The 21,123-nt window shown below is 63.7% G+C and carries 10 protein-coding genes and 1 pseudogene; 8 read left to right on the top strand and 3 right to left on the bottom strand.

Annotation, left to right across the window (positions count from 1 at the left end):
- Positions 1–14 precede the first annotated feature (14 nt).
- Both HMPREF1478_RS10140 and HMPREF1478_RS00365 read left to right on the top strand, forming a co-directional pair.
- Positions 15–659: a DarT1-associated NADAR antitoxin family protein gene (locus HMPREF1478_RS10140; RefSeq protein ID WP_016460105.1), complete on the top strand. Its 645-nt coding sequence runs from the start codon at positions 15–17 to the stop codon at positions 657–659.
- A 312-nt stretch (positions 660–971) separates the two neighbouring features.
- Positions 972–1,583, top strand: coding sequence for a class I SAM-dependent methyltransferase (locus HMPREF1478_RS00365; protein ID WP_016460104.1), 612 nt, complete (start codon positions 972–974; stop codon positions 1,581–1,583).
- Here HMPREF1478_RS00365 and HMPREF1478_RS00360 read toward each other — a convergent pair.
- Complete coding sequence (locus HMPREF1478_RS00360; protein WP_016460103.1) at positions 1,580–2,074, bottom strand: hypothetical protein; 495 nt, start codon at positions 2,072–2,074, stop codon at positions 1,580–1,582. The two genes, HMPREF1478_RS00365 and HMPREF1478_RS00360, sit on opposite strands and share 4 nt — an antisense overlap.
- Before the next feature lie 215 nt (positions 2,075–2,289).
- On the opposite strand from HMPREF1478_RS00360, the gene HMPREF1478_RS00355 reads away from it, so the two are divergent.
- Both HMPREF1478_RS00355 and HMPREF1478_RS00350 read left to right on the top strand, forming a co-directional pair.
- The gene (locus tag HMPREF1478_RS00355; RefSeq protein ID WP_016460102.1) at positions 2,290–2,607 is read left to right on the top strand and encodes a YbjQ family protein; all 318 of its coding nucleotides are present in this window, start codon (positions 2,290–2,292) and stop codon (positions 2,605–2,607) included.
- Positions 2,608–2,920: 313 nt separating this feature from the next.
- Entirely contained in the window at positions 2,921–9,433 is a 6,513-nt protein-coding gene (locus tag HMPREF1478_RS00350; RefSeq protein WP_016460101.1) for a leucine-rich repeat protein, read from the top strand.
- A 104-nt stretch (positions 9,434–9,537) separates the two neighbouring features.
- Here HMPREF1478_RS00350 and HMPREF1478_RS10765 read toward each other — a convergent pair whose 3' ends face one another.
- Positions 9,538–9,837, bottom strand: coding sequence for a transposase (locus HMPREF1478_RS10765; RefSeq protein ID WP_016460100.1), 300 nt, complete (start codon positions 9,835–9,837; stop codon positions 9,538–9,540).
- A pseudogene (locus tag HMPREF1478_RS00345) lies at positions 9,767–10,554 on the bottom strand (IS256 family transposase). Before HMPREF1478_RS00345 ends, HMPREF1478_RS10765 begins: the two are co-directional and overlap by 71 nt.
- Between HMPREF1478_RS00345 and HMPREF1478_RS10960 the strand changes: the two are divergent.
- The 4 genes from HMPREF1478_RS10960 (at position 10,474) to HMPREF1478_RS00325 (ending at position 21,026) form a co-directional block, all read left to right on the top strand.
- Positions 10,474–11,226 carry an integrase core domain-containing protein gene (locus HMPREF1478_RS10960; RefSeq protein WP_353579737.1) on the top strand — a complete coding sequence of 251 codons (753 nt, stop codon included), beginning with the start codon at positions 10,474–10,476 and terminating at the stop codon, positions 11,224–11,226. The pseudogene HMPREF1478_RS00345 and the gene HMPREF1478_RS10960 overlap by 81 nt on opposite strands.
- A gap of 253 nt (positions 11,227–11,479) precedes the next feature.
- A complete protein-coding gene (locus tag HMPREF1478_RS00335; protein ID WP_016460096.1) occupies positions 11,480–14,911 on the top strand; it encodes a S8 family serine peptidase in 3,432 nt (1,143 codons plus the stop codon).
- A gap of 187 nt (positions 14,912–15,098) precedes the next feature.
- A complete protein-coding gene (locus HMPREF1478_RS10910) occupies positions 15,099–17,891 on the top strand; it encodes a leucine-rich repeat protein (RefSeq protein ID WP_016460095.1) in 2,793 nt (930 codons plus the stop codon).
- A gap of 519 nt (positions 17,892–18,410) precedes the next feature.
- Entirely contained in the window at positions 18,411–21,026 is a 2,616-nt protein-coding gene (locus HMPREF1478_RS00325) for a leucine-rich repeat protein (RefSeq protein ID WP_016460094.1), read from the top strand.
- The last annotated feature ends 97 nt before the right edge of the window (positions 21,027–21,123 follow it).

Here is a 21,123-nt window from a genome sequence, read left to right as displayed (position 1 = left end):
GAAAGGGGCTCATCATGGCTCGTAGGCCTGTCTTTGTACCTGACTCTGACAAACCGTATGTTTCGGAACTGTCTCTGGATTTTGAGTATTTTCCCGGATCTTCTATTGGACAGAAGCAGCGTTCGGTTGCAAGTTTGCATGCGTCGTATGTGGATAGGTTTCCTTCGTCGCGCGTTCTGGAGGTGTCGTCCAGGAGTAAAAGGGACATTGGAGTTCAGTTAAGCGCGTTCAATTTGATGATTGAGGATCCAGGTCGCGGAAGTTACAGTGTTGAATGTGCTTTCCAGGCTTCAAAAGTATTTCGGCATGGGGGTCCGTTTGTTGATCTTCTCAACGCCTCGAGTCGTGCAGCAAAAACAGATCGGCGATTGAGGAATAGTGGAGAGCTTGTTGGATTCAAGTATTTTTCAGATGAATTCCCGCTAGAGCCGAAGACATATTTTTACGACTGGTTGTATGCGTCTGCGCTCTGTCGTGATGAAAAGATCGTTGAGCAGGTTATGACGTTCGATGCATTCACCGATATTGAGCATAATCCGGAGCGGTCGATTAACTGTCAGGCAAGGACTGTGGCTAAAGTGGTCGGTCTTGCCCGGGCGGGGCTTCTGACAGATGCCTTGCAGTCGCCTCGAGCGTTTCTGGAACTCGGGTATCAATAGGTTTTTGTTGTCCTGTCACTTTGTTCGAGGGTGGAAGAATAATCTCATCTGGGATCGGGGCGCCGTAATCGCCTACGCGGATAGGTTACGAACATGCGGATAGGTTATGACGATGCGGATAGCTTATTAACCTATCCGCAAGTGAATAACCTATTCGTATCCGCATAACCTGTCCGCGTGCGCCTTCGTGGTTCTGTTCCTGTGCACAGAACCCCTTTCCGCCCCGGCATCTCCCACGCGGGCGTATCATGTCCAGCAGCGCGAAGCAGCGTCGGCCTCGTGCGATGCATGGGAATACGGAGGTGTTTAGCATTGTTCTGGGATCGGGTTGCCCCGCTCTACGACTTCTTCGAAAACACCTTCAACCGAGCTGCTTATGACGGCACGGGCGAGGCGGTCGCGCGCATGATCCGCCCCGACGATCGTGTCCTCGAATGCGCGTGTGGCACCGGCGCGATCAGCGCCGCCATTGCCCCGGTCTGCGCCCATCTGGTCGCCACGGACTACTCCGAGGGCATGCTCTCGCAAGCCCGTAAGAAGCTCACGACACACTCGAACGTCACCGTCGAGCAAGCCGACATTACGGCCCTGTCCTACGCCGCCGATTCCTTCGATGTGGCCGTCGCGGGCAATGTCATCCACCTGTTGCCTGACCCTGCGCAAGCCTTACGAGAACTTGCTCGAGTCGTGAAGCCGGGCGGCACGATCATCGTCCCCACCTACGTGAGCCTCGCAGATGGTGCGAACAACCCCATTCCGCGGCTGTTGTCCCGCCTGGGGGTGCGCTTTCAGGAGCACTTCACCCCGGCCTCGTACCAGGCGTTCGTCGAGGGGATGGGCTACGACGAGGCCCGCTTCCGCCTCGTGCGAGGACGCATCCCCTGCGCAATCGCCGTCTTTCCCAACCGGAAGCAGGAGGGCTAACGCCCCTCCGTGACGAGGTCGCGCAGCATTGCCCCGTAGGCTCGCGCGTCGCGGCTCATGCGCTCGCAGTGTCCCCAGCCGGGCCAGACGCGTAGCTCGGTCTCCGGGTAGAGGCGTGGGATCACGCGCCGCGCGAGCCGCAGGTCCGAGTCTTTCTGCCCGTACGCGAAGGTGCAGTGCCGCTGAATGGCAGGGGAGAGGGGCGGCAGGCTGACATGCGAGCAGTCGCGCACGATCGCGCGGATGCTCTCCTCACTCATCGCGGAGAAACTGGCGACCATCGCGTGAGCCGCCGCCTCGGCCGCAGCTGACACGTAGGGGGTCGAGGCCTCGTCCCCGTGAGCGGACAAGTCCGGAACGAGGAAACGCAGCCCGGGACCCATGTGGTCGCAGAGCGCAGCCTTCATGCTCGAGGCCGAGGACAGCATCGGGTGAATGATGAGGACGGTGGGGCAGTCCCGCCCGCCAGGACCGTAGACGTGCATTTTCATGTCGGCGCTCCGAATGAGCTGTGGGGCGCACCGCTGCGCCCGCGAACGTGGATGACATTCGGATGCTAGCACCGCCGTGTCTGACCGATTGGGTTTCAGGTCCCGATACGAGCGGGGCATCAGGCGCCCTGGGTTCGTGCGCGAGCGGACCTACTAGCCTCCGCGCGGGATGGCGGGTAATGTTGATCCGTTACCCCCGCATGAAGGAGTGAATGATGCTTGTTGTGACGACCCCGACCGTTGAGGGTGTACCGATTAAGCGCTACATCGGCATGGTGTCGGGCGAGACCATCGCCGGTGTGAACGTTTTCAAGGACTTCGGCGCGAGCCTGTCCAACGTGTTCGGTGGCCGCGCCTCCCAGTACGAGGAAGAGATCGGCAACGCCTCCGCGACCGCCGTCAACGAAATGTGTGCACGCGCGCAGTCCATGGGCGCGAACGCGGTCGTCGGCGTCAAGGTCGACTACTTTACGGCCGGCACCGACAACGGCATGCTTGCCGCCATCGCGACGGGCACTGCCGTCATCCTCTGATCTCATCACGCGCCGCAGCACGCGCAACTGACAACCCGCCAGGAGGGGATCCGGACCCCGCGTCCGCACCCTCCTCGGCGGGTTTGTCGTTTCCTGCCGCGACCAGCGCGATTTAAGGGCGACTATTGTAACTAAGGTGATACTAAGAGAAATAGTTTACGGCGGATAAATGTCCACGTAAAGCCCTTGACGGATGCTGAGAAGAAAACCGGGTGGGGCTTTTCAGTAAGGGTAGGGAACCCTACCCTAGACGCTGGGTTATGCCGTATCCACGGCCATGCCCTGACCCAGTTGTCAACCAAGTGAGCCATAGATGTCCCATCGCACAACCTCGGCATTGGTGCTGCTAACCGCGGGCACCCTTGCCATGACCGCCGTGACCACCCCGGCGGCTTTCGCGGCCAACAGCCCCGAGGAAAGCCAGTCGGGCACCCCCGCCCCCGCCTCGTCCGTCGACGCCCAGTCCGGCACCCCGCAGTCGGGAGCTGCCGACGAGGCCGGGGCCCCGAACCCGACCGCCACCCCCGAGACCGTCCCCGCCGACGACACCCCGACGACGATCATCGTCCAGCTCGAGGACGGCTCAGTCGGAATCCCGTGGTACCAGCGGGTCTTCGGCCTGTCGTCCTCAACCAAGCACGAGACGGTCAAGGACCGCATCGAAACCTCGGTCGAGGCAGTGGTCCCCGGTGCGGACATCACCGATGTGCGCGACTACACGCACGCACTGGACGGTTTCGCGATCCAAGCCCCGGCCTCGTCCCTGGACGCCATCAAGGCGACCGAGGGCGTCAAGGCCGCGTTCATTGAGCGCCACCACAAGCCCATGGTCGTCGAGGGGGACGCGGGCGCGCTGGGTTCCGAGGCCGTGGATCCCGCCCTGCAAAACGCCTCCTCCCTGGAGATGACGCGCGCGAACCAGACCACCCAGAAGGGGGATCATCAGGTCGTCGAGGTCATCGACACGGGCATCGAGGCCACCCACCAGGCGTTCTCCGGCTCCATGGATGGCGTCGACGTGCGCCTGAGCCAGGGGGACGTCGAGGCCCTTGTCGGCAAGCTGCCGCACGGCAAGACCGGTGCCTACCTCAACAACAAGATCCCCTTCGTCTTCGACTACGCGGATAACGACGCGGACGTGCTGCCCAAGTCCAGCAAGGACCTGTCGCACGGCACCCACGTCGCTGCGATCGCCGCCGCCAACGCGGCCGACCTGCAGGGCACCGCGCCCCACGCGCAGATCATCGTCGCTAAGGTCGCCTCCGACAAGGATGGATCGATCCCCGACAACACTGTCCTGGCGGCCCTTGACGACGCGGTCGTCATTAAGCCCGACTCGATCAACCTCTCCCTCGGCGAGGACGCGGGTATGGGCACCGAGGCCGGAACCATGTACGCGGAGGTCTACAAGAACCTCGCTGCCGCCGGCGTGACCGTCAACGCCGCCGCGGGTAACTCCTACTCCAGCGCATACTCCAACTACAGCGGCAAGAACAAGCCGTTTGCTACCGACCCCGACGCCGGCACGGTCTCCGAGCCCGGGTCCTACGCCTCGACCCTGGCCGTCGCCTCGGTCAACAACCAGGACGCCCTGCCCTACCTGACGGTGGGCGACCGCCAGGTCGTCTACCGCAAGTCGCGCGGCCTCAAGGACGCCGTCGTGCCGAGCCTCCTCGACATCCCCGAGGCCACCTACACCCTCGTCTACGCGGGCATCGGTGACGCGGCCGCACTCGAGAAGCTCGTCGCCGAGCACCCCGGCGACCTGTCGAAGGTCATCGTCCTCGAAGACCGCGGCGGCTCCGACAGTGCGACGGGCGCGGACATGACCCACGAGGCCAAGGTCAAGGGACTCACCCAGCTGACCTCCAAGCCCGCCGCCCTCATCATCGGCGACTCCGAGGTGGTCGAAAACCCCTACGTGGCGACCATTGAAACCACCCACACGATGCCGACCGTGACCATCACGAAGAAGGAGAAGGACGCGCTCATCGAGGCCATCAAGGCCAGCGAGTCCGGCTCCATCACGATCTCCAATCCGCACGCGGGCCTGAAGCTCGCCTCGACCAACCCGTCGGTCTCCGACTTCACCTCGTGGGGTGTCACGCCCGATCTCAAGCTCAAGCCGGAGATCGCGGCCCCCGGTGGCAACATCGTTGCCGCCGTCCTGGGCAACACGTACCGGTCCATGTCGGGCACGTCCATGGCGACCCCGCAGGTCGCGGGCATTGCTACGCTCGTGCGCCAGCGCGTGAACGACGACCCGGCATTCGCCGGCCTGTCGGAGGCGGACAAGGCCGCGATTGTCACCACCCTCATGATGGGCACCGCCCACCCGCTGCTCGACATCGACCAGAACGATGGCACCTACTACTCGCCGCGCCGCGTGGGTGCAGGCCAGGTGGATGCCCTCGCTGCCACGACCACGACCGTGTACCCGAGCGTCGCGGGCGCCGAGAACCCGTGGCGCCCCAAGGCCGACCTCGGTGAGGGTACGAACGGGTGGACCTTCCAGGTCACCCTGACGAACGTCTCCGACGCCGACCACACGTACACCCTGGGCGGCCAGGCGCTCTCAGAGATCGTCGAGGGTGGCCTGTTCACCGAGCACTCCAAGAACTGGGCGGGTCAGGGCATCGACCTGACCTACTCCGCCGACTCGGTGACCGTGCCTGCCAAGGGCACTGCGACCGTGACGGTCACCGTGACCCCGCGCTCGGCCTTTTCCTCGTACGCGAATGAGAACGCTCCCAAGGGCACGTTTATCGACGGCGCCGTCACCTTCACCAGCGCCGACGGACAGCCCGACCTGACCGTCCCCTACATGGGCTTCTACGGCTCCTGGGGCGCGCCTGCCGTTTTCGACGGTAAGTGGTACGACGGCACGACGAGCACGGCGCACGCATGCTCCTCGACCCTCATGAACCCCTCGACCGAGGTACCCCTGGGTGCCCTGAATCCCCTCGTCGGACAGGAAATCGACGACGTGCGCGCGGTCGACCCTGCGTACTTCATCATGTCCCGCTCCGCGCTGCCCGAGGCCCCCTCGCGCATCCTGCCGCGCACCTGCCTGCTGCGTAACTCCCCGAAGGTGACCTACACCTACACGAACGAGGCCGGCGAGGTGGTGCGTGAGTACACCTTCGAGCGCGCCCGCAAGTCCCTGTTCAACTACCACGCCAGCAAGGTCGAGCCCATTGAAAGCCAGGAAGGCAACAACCCGGTCTTCGACGGCTTCGACAAGGATGGCAAGGAGCTGCCCGCAGGCCGCTACAAGCTGACGATCGATGCGGCATCGGTCGCGCCCTCGAGTGTTGCCTCGCAGCTGACCTGGGACTTCACCCTGGATACCCAGGCTCCCGTCATCTCCAACCTGGCCGTGACCGGCGAGGGCGACGATCGTGTCGTCTCCTTCGACGTCACCGACAACTCGCCGCTGGCCGGCATCGCTTTCTCTGAGTCTCCGACCTCGCGTCGCTACTACGACGAGAAGGAGGCCGTGGGTGCGAACCGCCAGGCCGACGGTACTTACGCCAAGCACTACGAGATCAAGTGGGCAGACCTCATCGACCGCGCGGACTCCTCCGACCCGGCGACCGCCTACCTGTTCGCGTGGGACTGGGGTAAGAACCAGGCCCGCCAGGTGATCCGCTTCAGCACGATCCCGATGACCTCCCTGACCCTCACCCCGCAGGACTCCGAGGTCGTCGCGGGCGAGACGGTCACGCTGAGCCCCTCGTACGAGCCGGCGAACGCGAATGTCATCGACCTCGTATGGACGTCCTCGAACGAGGCCGTGGCCACCGTGAACGAAAACGGCGAGGTCCGGACCCTGGCCGCCGGCGAGGCGACGATCACCGCGACCGACGCGTCCCAGCCGACCCTGTCGGCCAGCGCCCAGATCCGCGTGCGCACCATCTCCGAGGATGCGGGCATCGAGCTCGCTGACACCCAGGTGAGCGTCAAGGTGGGCGAGACCGCCCCCGTGAAGGTATACCTGGCGCCCTCGCTGAAGGACCGCGCGGTGACGTGGAGCGTGGAGCCGGCCGACCTGGCCACGGTCGCCGCCGACGCAGACACGCGCAAGGCGACCCTGACCGCCGGCGATCACGCTGGTTCGGGCACGCTGACCGCCACCGTCACCACCGAGGCTGGCGCTACTAAGAGCGCGTCCATCCCGGTTACGGTGCGCGCCGCTGACGCCGACGACTTCGAGATCGACGAGGCCGGCGTCCTCGTGAAGTACAAGGGCTCGGCCACCGAGGTCACGCTGCCCGACACCGTGACCTCCATCGGCGAGCGCGCCTTCGCGAGCTCCACCGTGGAGTCCGTGACGGTCCCCGCCTCGGTGCGCTCGATCGGCCTGGAGGCCTTCATCTACAGCTCGCTGAAGAAGATCACCTTTGTTGACGACGAGGCCCACCCGGCCCAGCTGACCAAGATCGCCGACCGCGCATTCGCCAACACGAGCCTGGAGTCCATTGAGCTTCCGCGCTCCGTGGTGACGATTGGCGCGGAGGTCTTCGATTACAACTCGGCACTCACGACGATCAAGCTGGGGCCCAACGTCGCCGCCGACTCGGTGACCTCGGGCTACGCCGAGACCACCGCGCTGACCAGCGTCGAGGTCGATCCTGCGAACCCGAACTTCGAGAGTGTTGACGGTGTCCTGTACTCCAAGGACCACTCGCGCCTGATCCTGTACCCGGCCGCCAAGAACACGGGAGGCACGTACACGGTCCTGGACGGTGTCACGACGATCGCGCCCAAGGCATTCCAGAAGGCGGGCATCACCTCTGTGACCCTGCCCGACAGCCTGCGCTCGATCGGGGACGAGGCCTTCCGCCTCTCCGCGCTCACCGCCGTTGCCCTGCCCGAGAAGTTCGAGACGGTCGGCACCTGCGCCTTCTGCTCCGCCGACAAGCTCGCGCGCATCGACCTGGGTGGCACGATCTCCCTGGGCGGCAGCGCCTTCGAGTCCACGAGTGCCAAGGAAGGGGTCAACTTCCGGCCCGAGCTCGGCCGCCTCACGACGATCGGCGACTTTGCGTTCAGCCGCACGGCGCAGTCGTCTGTGACCCTGCCGGACTCGGTGACCACGGTCGGTGAGCAGGCCTTCTCGGAGAGCACAGCCCTGACCTCGTTCCATATCGGAGCGGGCGTCACCTCCTTCGCCGAGACCGCCCTGTACAACGACCGCAAGATCGCGACGCTGACCGTATCCGCCGATAACCCGGTGTACTCGGCCGAGCGCAACGTCCTGTACCGCAAGGCGGACGATGGCCTGCACCTGATGCTGTCCCCGGCCGCCAATACGCTCACCGACTACACGGTGCGCGCGGGCACGGTCGAGATCGGCGCGAGCGCGTTCGCCAACAACAAGACGCTCACCCGCGTCGTCCTGCCCGAGGGCCTGAAGGCCATCGGTGACGATGCCTTTGCGGGAACCACCGCCCTGACTGAGCTGGTCATCCCGGAATCGGTCGAGCGCTCGAGCGGCGTCGTCGGCAACTCCCTGGAGCTCGTCGAGTACGGCTCCAAGGTGACCTCGATCCGCATGGAAGGCAGCTGGGTTCCCATGCCTCGTCGCATCGTCGTGCGCGGCGGCGTGGACGGCTCCTTCGTGTACGACGGTCGCCCGACGAACGGACGCCGCCAGAGCGCCTACTTCGGCGAGGGCATGACCCGCGTGTCCTTCGGCGTGGACGTCCCGCGCGTCCTCGTCCTGCCCTCCACGCTCACCCGCCTTGACCTCGAGCCGGAGCTGAGCGACGAGAAGAAGGACGACACCCACGTGTACGTCGCCGCGGCCGAGGGGGAGCCGGCGTGGAATGTCGCCAAGGACGCCCTCGAGGCGGCCGGCATCGACGCCTCGCACCTGCACACGTTCACGGCTGCGTCGATGACCCTGTCCGGGGCTGGCATTGCCGAGGCCGGGGGAGCGTACACGTACACGGGCGAGGTCGGCGCGTCGGTCGACGTGACGGCTGAGATTGCCGGTGGCATCGCCGGGACGCAGCAGGTGCGCGCCGTGCAGATCAGCGCGGACGGCACCGAGACGCTCGTGCGCGACTGGACGACGGTGGCGGACGGCGGGGACCGTGCCGCGGCCTCCTCCGTGACCTTCCCGTGGACCCCGTCGGGAGCGGACGTGAGTCTGCGGGTTCAAGTGCGCGACGCCTCCTACCTGACGAGCACCCTCGTGATTAAGCTGCCGGGTACGCCGGACCCGACGCCCGCGCCCTCGCCGGATCCGACTCCGGCGCCTGAGCCGACGCCCGCGCCTGAGCCGACGCCGGACCCGTCTCCTGCTCCTACCCCGCAGGGAGGCCAGTGGATCAGTGACTCTGTTGGCTGGTGGTACCGCTATGCGGATGGCACCTATCCGGCGAACAAGACGGTACAGCTCGGAGGCTCCACCTATCGCTTTGGCGCGGATGGCTACATGCACACCGGCTGGGCGAGTGAGAATGGCGCGTGGTACTTCCACAATCCGTCTGGCGCTCAGGCGAGCGGCTGGATCAAAGACGGTTCCGCGTGGTACTACCTGGACCCGGCGACCGGACAGATGGCCAGTGGTTGGCTACTTGATGGTCCGACCTGGTACTACCTGACGCCGGGAAGCGGCGCGATGGCGACCGGCTGGGTCAAGGACGGCTCCTCCTGGTACTTCATGGCCCCCAGCGGTGCGCTGACGACCGGTTGGCTGAAGGATGGCGGCTCCTGGTACTACCTGAGCACTGACTCGGGCGCGATGTATACCGGTGGTCATTGGATTGGCTGGAAGTGGTACTACTTCAACGAGTCTGGACAGTGGAACGGCTGATAGAGCTGCGAGACTGCTCGCCCGCGCCCCCGGAGAATCTCCGGGGGCGCGGGCGCATATTCTCCGAGCTCAGTGCGAGCCTGTCAATTGTTCTGTGTATGGGGTTAGAGGTAGGGGGTGATTCGGTCGGGGTAGGCGGTGGTGAGTTGGGTGAGGGCTTGTTTCCAGTTGGTGGTGGTGTGTCCTTGGATGAGGCGTGTGGGGGCTGTTCGTTTGTTGGCGGGTTTTCCTGCGTCTGTGAGGCGCTGGGCAGCTCGTTTGTCTTCGATGTCGCAGATGGCGAGCCGCAAGAGTTTGACGGCGGCTTCTTCGCTGGGGAAATGCCCGCGATTCTTAGTGATTTTGCGCAGCTGGTAGTTCAAGGACTCGATAGCGTTGGTGGTGTACACGACGCGGCGCGCCATGGGCGGGAACGCTAAGAACGGCGTGAAACGCTGCCAGGCGCGCTTCAATGGCTTCGAGCAGACCAGCCAATCCGTCGAAGCACACGATCAGGACATCGCGCACGCCCCGGTTGGCCAGCTCGGCGCACACGTGGGCCCATAAAGCCGCGCCTTCATCGGCTTGGACCCAGATGCCCAGCACGTGCTTGACGCCCTCCATGTCCACTCCGACCGCCAGGTGAGCGGCCCGGTTCTCCACCGTGTGATCGCTTCGGATTTTGATGCGGATCGTGTCCAGGTAGATCACCGGGTAGAACGCTTCTAAGGGGCGGTGCTGTCACTCCAAGACAGCGTCGCACACCGCCTCAGTGATCGTGGAAATCGTTGCGGCACTGACCTCCACGCCGATGGTCGAAGCCAGGTGATGGCGGATATCGCGTACCGTCATCCCCCCGGCGTACAAGCTGATAATCATTGAATCCAAGCCATCGAGGCGCCGCTGTCCTTTGCGTACCAGGCGCGGGGTGAATGAGCCTGCCCGGTCCCGGGGACCTCGATCTTGAAGGCTCCCACCTCCGACATCACGGTCTTCTTCGTCGTGCCGTTCCTCGTGTTCGAGCGCGCCTGCGCGCTGGTCTGGCCCTTCTCATACCCCAAATGCTCAGAAAGCTCAGCAGCCAACCCGCACTCCAACGCCTCCTTGAGCAACGCGGGCAACAATCCCTGGCTGCCCGTCATCTCGACCTCGCCAGCATCAAGACGTTCAAACAACGCATCCAACGCCCCCGAGCGACGCAGGTCCTCCATAGCCTCACGCCCACTAGCGCGAGCCACAACAACATCATCATTCATCATGCATCAATCCTTTCAAACAAAAGACGGATACACAGACAATTAAACATGCCCCGCGATGCGCACTCGCGTAGAGTGCTCGGATACGCCATGGGTGAGCAGCAAAGCACCGACCTGGTCATCACCGCGCTCGACATGGCCGCTACCACCCGTGGTGGCTTCCCCCGTGGGGTCGTGCTCCACGCTGATCGGGGAACACAGTTCACCTCCCAGAAGCTAGCCGACTACATGCGCGCCGTGAAAGGAACCGTGTCGATGGGGCAGGCCGGAGTGTGCTGGGATAACGCCATGGCCGAATCCTTTTGGGCCACCCTCAAAACCGAGTACTACTACCGGCGCGCCTTCACCACCCGCGACCAGGTCTACACCGGGGTCGCCACCTGGATCGAAGACTTCTACAACCGCCGCCGCATCCACACCAGCCTCGGCGGCAAATCCCCATCGAATACGAACTACACCAAGCGGCCTGGAGAACAGCCGCACAAACAAACCGTCAACAACTTGCACACAGGCCCAGTGATACGGCTTTCTCCTCCTCCCCCAACAGGCCCTATTTAATACATTTGGTCAAACTTGTGGCAAGTCCTTGACAGTGGCCCGATGGAGTGACCGGGTAGATCTCCATCATGCTGGCGTGGGATTCAACAAGGTGATGCAGTATGCGACAAATGGGCGCGAGAACTGTTTGGCGGACGGTGTGAGAAATTCGCGACAACTATGCTTCGGCGGCTGATCAGGGCTTACTCTAAAAGCAGGAGAGCGGCGCCTATGCGCTCCCTATTGAACCAGCTGTTAAGGAAGTGAGTTGCAGATGTGTCATCGACGTTTGTCGGCGCTGGCGTTAGTCGCCACTGGCGCCCTCGCTATCACGGCCATGAGCGTGGCGCCCTCGTTTGCGGCCGATACGGACAGTACCGAGGCTGCGGCGCCCGGTGCGACCGCGGCGGATGGGACGTCCACCGTCATCGTCCAGCTTGCGCCGGGCGTTGTCGGCGACGATCAAGCGGGCGCGTACAGGGACGTCAAGCAGCGTATCGCGCGCTCCGTCAGCCAGGTGTCCTCGGGGAGCACCATCGGGGATGTGCGCGATTACCACCACGCCCTGGACGGTTTTGCGATCACCGCTCCCGCGTCTGCACTCGGGGCCATCAAGAGTGTGCAGGGGGTCAAGGACGCGTTCTTCGACGGGGAGCGTGAGCCGGTCTTCTATCCCGAAATGTGGGGGGACGGCGGCGTGGCAGTTGTCGATCCGGCGAAGGAAACTCGTTCCGATCAGGTAGCTGGTCGGGGGCGCGGGCGCGTCATCGAAGTCATTGACGCGAGTTTCGATACCTCGCACGAGGCCTTCGCCGGGACGATGGACACCGCCGCGCTGCGCCTCCCGCAGGCCGAGATGGAGTCCCTCACGTCCCAGCTGGATGCCGGTCAGGGTGGCGCATGGGTTAGTGACAAGATTCCTTTCGTCTACGACTATGCGGACCGTGACACGAACACATCCATCGGCTATGGCTATGGTCCGCAAGACTTTACGGTGCACGCTCATGGCACTCGGATGGCGGCGCTCGCGGCAGCCAACGGAGCGACCTATCAGGGGAGTGCGCCCGATGCGCAGCTCATCCTCGCCAAGGTTCTCTCTAATAGCACTCGGACCGTGCGTGACAGTGACCTGTTGGCGGCCCTCGATGATGCGATGGTTTTGAAGCCGGACACGGTCTGCGTGTCCTTCATGGCGAATCGTGATCTCGACGGTGAAGCGTCGGCACTGTACGACGACGTCTTTGCCCGGCTTTCCGGCGCGGGTATCACGGTTGACGCGCCAGCGGGAGACAGTGGGCGAGCCGAGTGGCGCACGGGCGTGCGTGACTTGGGTGCAATTGGTGCACCCGCTTCCTATTCCTCTGTACTCGCCGTGGCTGCCGTCGGCGGATCCACGCTGCAGGGGACAGATGGCCTCGCGCCGTGGAGTTCCTCCTCGTGGGGTCCAGGCCCTGACATGAGGCTCAAGCCGGAGATCGCCGCGCCCGGCGGCAACGTCAACGCTGCCATCCCCGGCAATGACTATCGACGGATGCCGGGTACCGGCGAGGCGTCGGCTCAAGTTGCCGGTGTCGCTGCCCTCGTGCGTCAGCGCATGGCGACCGATCCGATGTTCGCGGGGCTGAGCGACGAGGACAAGTCCGCGTTGGTTCCCAGCTTCCTGATGGGGACCGCGCGCCCGATCGTCGATACGTCTGCAGCGGATGGCGCCTTCTGGTCCCCGCGCTGGGTCGGCGCAGGCATGGTGGACGCGCAGGCAGCCACGACCTCGTCGGTGTACCCGAGCGTTGTGGGCGCCTCGGACCCGTCGCGACCGAAGGCTGAGCTGGGCGAGAGCACCAGCGGGTGGACCTTCCAGGTGCGGCTGACCAATCTGTCCGACACTGCCCACACATACACGCTGGGCGGACAGGCGCTCTCTGAAAACGTGACCGGTCTGCTCTATGCGAAGCATTCGACGAACTGGGCCGGCAGGGGAATCGACCTGACCTTCTCTGCAGACACGGTCACCGTGCCCGCGGCGTCGAGTGCGACCGTGGCCGTCAGCGTGAACCCGACGCCGCAGTTCGCCTCGATCGTCTCTGAGAAGACGCCCAAGGGCACGTTCATTGACGGCGCGGTGACCTTCACGAGCGCGGATGGGCAACCCGACCTGACGGTCCCGTACCTCGGTTTCTACGGGTCGGCGGATGAGACCCCGATCTTCGACAGCCCCGTGTACGGCGAGGGAACGATCGGCACGTCCACGATGACTTTCCACGGGCTGACTCTGGGGCAGTTGAACCCGTTCGACGTCGAAGAAGCTGCGGCGATCAGCACGAATGATCGTCATCTGTACATCGTCTCGCGGTCGACGGAAGAAAACGCCCGGACGTACGCGACCCCGGCGACGGTACTCCTGCGCGACGTCATGTCGTTGACCTACACCTACCGGAACGAGGCTGGCGACGTCGTGCGTTCATACACGTTGGGCGGAGCGCCGAAGAGCCGGACTGTCTTCAATGGACGCTACTCTGAGGTGAGCACCGCGGAAGCTACGTTCGGTAGTCAACCGATCTTCGACGGGTATGACGAGCAAGGCCGTGCGCTGGCCGACGGACGCTATACGCTGACGATCGAAGGCACGACCGGCGGCGCGTCGCCTCGTACCGAGCGCCTCACCCATGTGGTGACGGTGGATACGGCCCCGCCCGTTATTTCCAACGTGAAGATATCGGGCGAGGGAGACGACCGTAAGCTCTCCTTCGACGCCACCGATTCCTCGCCTATCGCCGCGTACGGATTCTCGTGGAGCGCGGACGGCGAGCCATTCATGCGCGAGAAGGTCTACGGTTCGGACGAACACGGGGACGATGGGCAACACGGCGGTCACTTCGAGGTGCCGCTGTCTCAGATTGCCGAGCGTTCGGGTGGCGATCCTGCGACCGTGTACCTGCAGGTGTGGGACTGGCCGGTGAACAAGGGGACGGTGAAGGTGGATCTGAAGCCCGTTCCCATGACGTCGCTTGCGCTCTCGCAGACTGACGCGACCCTGTCGGTAGGGGAGAGCGTCGGGCTGAGCGCCACCCACGAGCCCGCGGATGCGAGCGTGACCGATGTGGTGTGGTCCTCGTCGAACGAGGCCGTGGCCACGGTCAGTCAGGACGGCACCGTGACAGCGGTGGGCGCGGGGGAAGCGACGGTGACCGTCTACGACCCGACGCAGCCTTCGCTCGTATCGGCGAGCGCCACGATCCACGTCAGCGCCCCGGCCCCCGCGCACAAGGCGGGCACCTGGAAACGCAATGGTCGAGGCTGGTGGTACCGATACGACGACGGTTCCTACCCCTCGGGAGAGTCAGTCGTCATCGACGGGAATGTGTACCGTTTCGATGCTTCGGGCTACATGCGTACCGGTTGGGTGCTCGACGGCGGGCAGTGGTATTACCACGCGGCTTCCGGGGCGCAGGCCAGCGGCTGGCTGCTCTCCGGTGTGCACTGGTATTACTTGAGCCCGCAAACTGGCGTCATGGCCACTGGATGGGTGAAAGTTGGGGCCACCTGGTACTACCTGTCGCCCTCCAATGGTGCGATGGCGACGGGCTGGCTCAAGGAGGGCGGGCACTGGTACTACCTGAATCGCCCCTCCGGCGCGATGGCAACGGGCTGGCTGCGCATCTGGGGTACCTGGTACCACTTTGCTGATAATGGTCAGCTGATCGCGTAGTCAGCGACTGAGATGGCTGATCCTGCCCCGCGCCCCCGGACACTGCGTCCGGGGGCGCGGGGCAATTTCCACGAAAACAACCAAAAGACTTACGGAGGAATCTTTGGCGTCCTATTGTGAGAGAGTGGCCGCATAGTCGCGGTTCACGCCCATCCTTGACCCACGTGTAGCACAAGGGGAGACAACGATGTCCCAACGAACATTGAAGGCGCTGGCGCTCGCCGCGGCCGGTGCTCTAGCTTTTACCATTGTCGGTGTCCCGGCGGCCAATGGTGCCGCTATTGAAGACGACGATCCGGTCGGTCACCGCACAGCGGAATGCAAGATCCCATTTGATCCGGACTTCTATCCGTCTTTGCAGCTATGGCCACACAGCACGGCATTGGCCCCGGGCCAGAGCGTCGCTGTCGAGCCCCTCGGTCATGAGAACCCACGTCAGAATTCCGACTTTCTCACCTGGGAGTCTGCGAACGAGTCCGTGGCGACCGTGGATGCGAACGGTGTCGTTACCGCCCTCACCCCGGGCGATGCGCAGGTAACCGCGATCTACGACGGGGCCCATGACGTAACAGACACTGTTCACATCCAGGTCCGTTCCGTATCCGAGGAGACTGGGATCGAGCTGCCGGAATCCACGTTGACGGTCGCAGGGGGCCGCAAACTGCTCGTCAACGCGCTTTTAGCCCCTTCACTTCAAGGGAGTCACGTGTCTTGGGCACTTGACTCTTCCTCGGTGGGGACGCTGACCACCGAGGAGGACCGGCCGACCGCCACGCTGTATGCCCCTCGCGGGCCGGCGAGCGCGACGCTGACTGCTAGCGTCACGACCCCCGCAGGTGAGGTCAAAGTCGCCTCGGCCGTGATTGACGTGCGTCCCTCTTCGGCCGACGACTTCGTGATTTCGGGCGGCGTCCTCACTGCCTACACGGGTGAGGCGACGGACATTGCGATCCCTGACGGCGTGACCGTGATCGGCAAAGAAGCCTTCAAGAAGAAGGACGTCGAACACGTCTGGGTTCCCGCTAGCGTTCAGGAGGTGAGAGAACGCGCATTCAGCGGTTCCGAACTGAAGACGATCACTTTCCAGGACGACGATGAACATCCATCCCAGCTGAGGCGCATCGAGTACAGGGCATTCGATTTTACGGGGGTTGAGGACCTCGTGCTGCCTCGCTCGGTCGAGCAGCTCCAACAGGGCGCGTTTTACGGCATGGGGTTGCTGAACTCCCTTCATGTTGGGCCCAAAGTTGAAATGGGTTCGCTGAGCGTTAGTTTTGACATGTTCTGGTGTCTGTCCCACCTGGAGGTGGATGCGGATAATCCGAACTACGAGACTGTCAACGGCGTCCTCTACACGAAGGACCATAAGCACTTAGTTTTTTTCCCGAGACGCTTGGACATCGGTAGCTCCTACGAGGTCCTGGATGGGACCGAGAAAATAGACGATTATGCGCTTTCGTACACGAATCTCACCTCTATCACGCTGCCTTCCACGGTGCGTATTCTTGGCGAGTCGAGCCTGGCAGGAAACAGGTTGCTCACGAGCATCAACCTGCCCGATGGCTTGACAACCATTGAAAACACGGCGTTTGAAGGCTGTACCAAGTTGAGTCACATTGTCATCCCCGACTCTCTGCAGGTCGCCAACGGCTTTCATGATGTGGGGGTACAGACCCTTGTGTTTGGGCAGCAGATCAAGGAAATCCAGATATACGATTTGCTTGTGCGACAGGTTCCTCGCCTCGTCGTACGAGGCGGTGTCGATGGCTCATTTGTGCACACTGGGCCAGCAGATGGCAAGCGCGGAGAGAGTGCCTTCTTCGGTGAGGGAATGACGAGTATTTCCTATTTGGGTATCGCCCCGCGCTTCATCATCCTCCCGGCGAGCCTCACGACTTTTGACCTCAGTGGCTACGAGAACCAGGAATTCCGAGACGACACGCACGTCTATGTGGCGGGAACCGAAGGATCTCACGCGTGGTCAGTTGCAAAGGCCGCAATGGTAGCTTCGGGTTACGACACGTCGCAGTTGCGCTCCTTCGCTCCTGCGTCTCTGACGCTGTCTGGTTCAGGTATTGCCGAGGCGGGGGCAGACTACGCCATGAAGCCACCGTCGGGTGCGCCTGCGACCGTGACAGCCACCGTGGCGGGCGGTGTTCCGAGTGGACGACAGGTGCGCGTCGTGCAGATCGGTACGGATGGCGCTGAATCTGTCCTTCAGGACTGGACCGACATGCCGGATAGTGAGGCGGATACAGCCTCAATGGATGTGACGGTGACGCCAGCCGTGACAGATGTTCACCTGCGCATTGACGCGCGTGACGCCTCGTACCTGGTGGCTTCGGCGAACCTGACGATGAGCGGTGCTCCGACTCCTGCGCCCGAGCCGACTGTGGATCCGGTTCCGACTCCTGCGCCCGAGCCGACGCCGGCTCCCACGCCTGCTCCGACTCCGGATCCGACGCCTGCGCCCGCGCCGCAGGGTGGGGCGTGGATCAGTGATTCGGTCGGCTGGTGGTATCGCTACGCGGATGGTTCGTACCCGGCTGGTGTGTCGGTGCGGATTGGCGACTCGGTCTATCGTTTTGACGCCCGCGGGTATATGCGTACTGGTTGGGTGAGCGAGGACGGTGCGTGGTTCTACCATCATGCGTCGGGTGCTCAGGCGAGTGGTTGGGTCAAGGATGGTGGTTCTTGGTACTACCTGGATCCGGCGTCGGGTCGGATGGCCACGGGTTGGCTGCTCGATGGTTCGACGTGGTATTACTTGATGCCCAGTGGTGCGATGGCGACCGGCTGGGTCAAGGATGGCTCTACCTGGTACTACCTGGGGTCCAGTGGTGCGATGGCGACCGGTTGGCTGATGGATGGTGGTTCCTGGTATTACCTGAGCACTGATTCGGGAGCGATGTACACGGGTGGTCACTGGATTGGCTGGACGTGGTACAACTTCGCCGATTCGGGGCGCCTCATGAGCTGACAGATAAGGCGCAACACCGAGCTGTGAGACTATGCGCCCGCGCCCCCGGATGACCTCCGGGGGCGCGGGCCTTTTCTCACCCATGCACCAAGCCATCTGGTCGATGGATGTCAGGGGAGTCTGCGCGAGGAAGAGTGGGCAGGGGAGGGACTCGTTCATTGCCTCTTCGACCATTAGGTCGATCCATCGACAAGGGGGACACTTGTATGCGGCTAATCGTTGGACTCTATCAGCATAATCTGCGCGCCTGGTCGATTTGTCAGATGCGTTGGAAAGATGCTGTAAAACCCTAGATAAATCGGGTGAAATCGTCCCCGTGCCCGATCCCTGCGTGTTCCCCGATTGCGTGGGTTGATGCAGGGTACTCCATGCAAAGAAGCAATACACTCACCGACACATGGTGAGAAGGTGCGTCTCAGGGGGTATCTGAAAACCCTCCAAAGGGATATGTTTGACACCGGGGATCGTGTTGTGAGCACGGAGCCCGCCCTTACCAGCTGTCAATAGAAGGGGTCTCATATGTCCCATCGCAACTCAATTGTGCTGGCGTTTGCGCTCGCCGGCGCCCTGTCCCTGACCGGGGTAGGTGTCCCTGCCGCGCTTGCGGCCGACACGGGCGCATTCGGTCAGGTCAATGCTGCCGCCCCGCTGCGCGCCGATGCCGATGGCTTCACCATCGACGACGGCGTCCTCGTGTCGTACACGGGTAGCGCAACGCAGGTGCGCATCCCCGAGGGGGTGACCGAGATCAGCACGAACGCCTTCAGTGGTGCGCAGCTGACCAGCGTGTGGATCCCCGCGAGCGTGCGCGCAATCGACGACTCTGCTTTCGCGGGCCAGCCGCTGACCCAGGTGACCTTCCAGGATGACGACGCGCACCCCTCGCAGCTGGAGACGATCGGAGAGCGCGCCTTCGCCTACACCCCTCTTGAGAGCGTCACCCTGCCTCGATCTCTTAAGACGGCAGGCCTCGAGACCTTCAGCGATATGGACAAGCTGCGCTCCGTCCACGTCGGCCCGAACGTCCAGGCCGACGGCCTGTTCGCAGCATTTGCGCGCACCCCGCTCCTGGAGAGCATCGAGGTTGACGCGGCGAACCAGAACTACCAGAGCCTCGACGGTGTCCTGTACACGAAGGATCTGACGCACCTGGCGACATACCCGCAGGCGAAGAACTCGGGCGGCTCGTACACCGTTGCCGAGGAAACCGCATTCATCGACGAGGGTGCTTTCGCCTCTGCGCAGATCACCTCCGTGACCCTGCCCTCGCATCTGCGTAACGTTGGCAAGGGTGCGTTCGTGGGGGCGCGGATCACGTCCCTGACCCTGCCTGACGCCTTCGAGTCCATGGACGACACGGCTTTCTGGTACATGCCCAAGCTGGAGCGCGTTGACCTGGGTGGTGCCACGATGCTGCCGGATAGTGCCTTCCGCTACGACAAGTCCCTCGCCGAGGTGAATTTCCGTCCCGACCTGAATCGCCTGGCCGAGGTCGGCGACAACGCCTTCGATACCACCGCGCTCACCTCCGCCACACTCCCCGACTCGGTGACCTCGATCGGTAAGGGTGCCTTCTCCAACGACACCGCGCTGACCTCTGTCCACCTGGGCTCGGGCATTGCCACCATCGGAGAATCCGCATTCGTGGACGCGAACAACCTCGCCTCGCTGACCGTGGACCCCGCCAACACGGTGTACTCCGTGGAAGACGGTGCCCTGTACGGCAAGGGCGACGCTGGCCGTACCCTGGTCCTGTACCTGCCCACGAAGACGGACACAGACGTGACGGTTCCCAAGGGGACGACCGCTATCGCTGATGCCGCATTCGCGCACAACACGTCCCTGCGTCGCGTCGTCCTGCCCGAGGGCCTGACGACCATCGGCTACGGTGCTTTCGACGGCGACGCGAACCTCACCGACCTCGTCATCCCTGACTCGGTGACGGTGGCCCGCGGCCTCGTTGGCAACGGCCTGGACACGATCGAGCTGGGTTCGAAGGTCACGGAACTGTGGATGACCCCGCGCGAGAGCGCAGCCCCGCGCCACATCATAGTGGGCGGCGGTAACGACGGCGAGTTCTACTACGAGGGCAAGGCCTCCAACGGGCGCCCCGACAGCGCCTACTTCGGTGAGGGGATGACCCGCTTCACCTTCTGGTTCGACACTCCCCGCGTCCTGGTCCTGCCCTCGACCGTCGAGGAGATCAAGCTCGCCGCCGACATGGACGATGACCTCAAGGCGGGCACCGAGATCTACGTCGCCGCCCCCAAGGGCTCGAAGGCGTGGACGCTCACCGAGACTGCCATGAAGGACGCCGGCTACAACACGGCCAACCTCTTCGAGTACACGACCCCCCAGGTCACGGTCTCGGGCACCGGCATCAACGAGGCCGGGGCCGGGTACACGCTCACCACCACCATGGGCACGCCGACGACCATCAACGTCTCCGCGCAGGGCGGCACCCTGGGCGGACGCGAGCTGCGCGTCGTGCAGATCGGTGCTGACGGCACCGAAACGGTCCTCCAGGATTGGGACTCGATGCAGGGCAGCTCGGACGAGAGCGCGTCCACCGACTCCTACACGTGGACCCCGACCAGCGCTGATGTTTCCCTGCGCGTCGACGTGCGTCAGGACCCCCACGCCGTCACCTCGACGACCGTGACCCTCAAGACCTCGTCTGATACGACGCCTGCCCAGGGCGCGTGGGCCTGGGGCGCTCGCGGCTGGTGGTACCGCTACGCGGATGGCACCTACCCGACCAGCACCACCAAGACCATCGACGGCCAGGTGTACCGCTTCGACGCGGATGGCTACATGCGTACCGGCTGGGTCTTCGAGCAGGGCAACTGGTACTACCACACCCTCTCGGGCGCGCAGGCCAGCGGTTGGGTCCTTGATGGCGTCTCCTGGTACTACATGGATCCCGCCACGGGCACCATGGTCACGGGATGGGTCAAGGATGGCGTGCACTGGTACTACCTGAACCCTGCCAACGGCAAGATGCTGACTGGCTGGGTGAAGGATGGCGACGCCTGGTACTACCTGAAGCCCGGAAGCGGCCAGATGGTGACGGGCCGCGTCTGGATCGGATGGAAGTACTACCGCTTCTCTGACTCGGGCCAGTGGATCCACTAAGCGCCTGACGACAATGCATACCCACGCGTCGCGCCCGCCCTCACCGGACTCGTTCCGGGGGAGCGGGCGCGCCCGCGAGGGGAACACGTGAGGCGCA

The sequence above is a fragment of the Actinomyces sp. HPA0247 genome, from assembly GCA_000411415.1.
Classification (GTDB): domain Bacteria; phylum Actinomycetota; class Actinomycetes; order Actinomycetales; family Actinomycetaceae; genus Pauljensenia.
The sequence above is the reverse complement of the archived record's forward strand: the minus strand, read 5'-3'. Positions and strand labels throughout refer to the sequence as shown.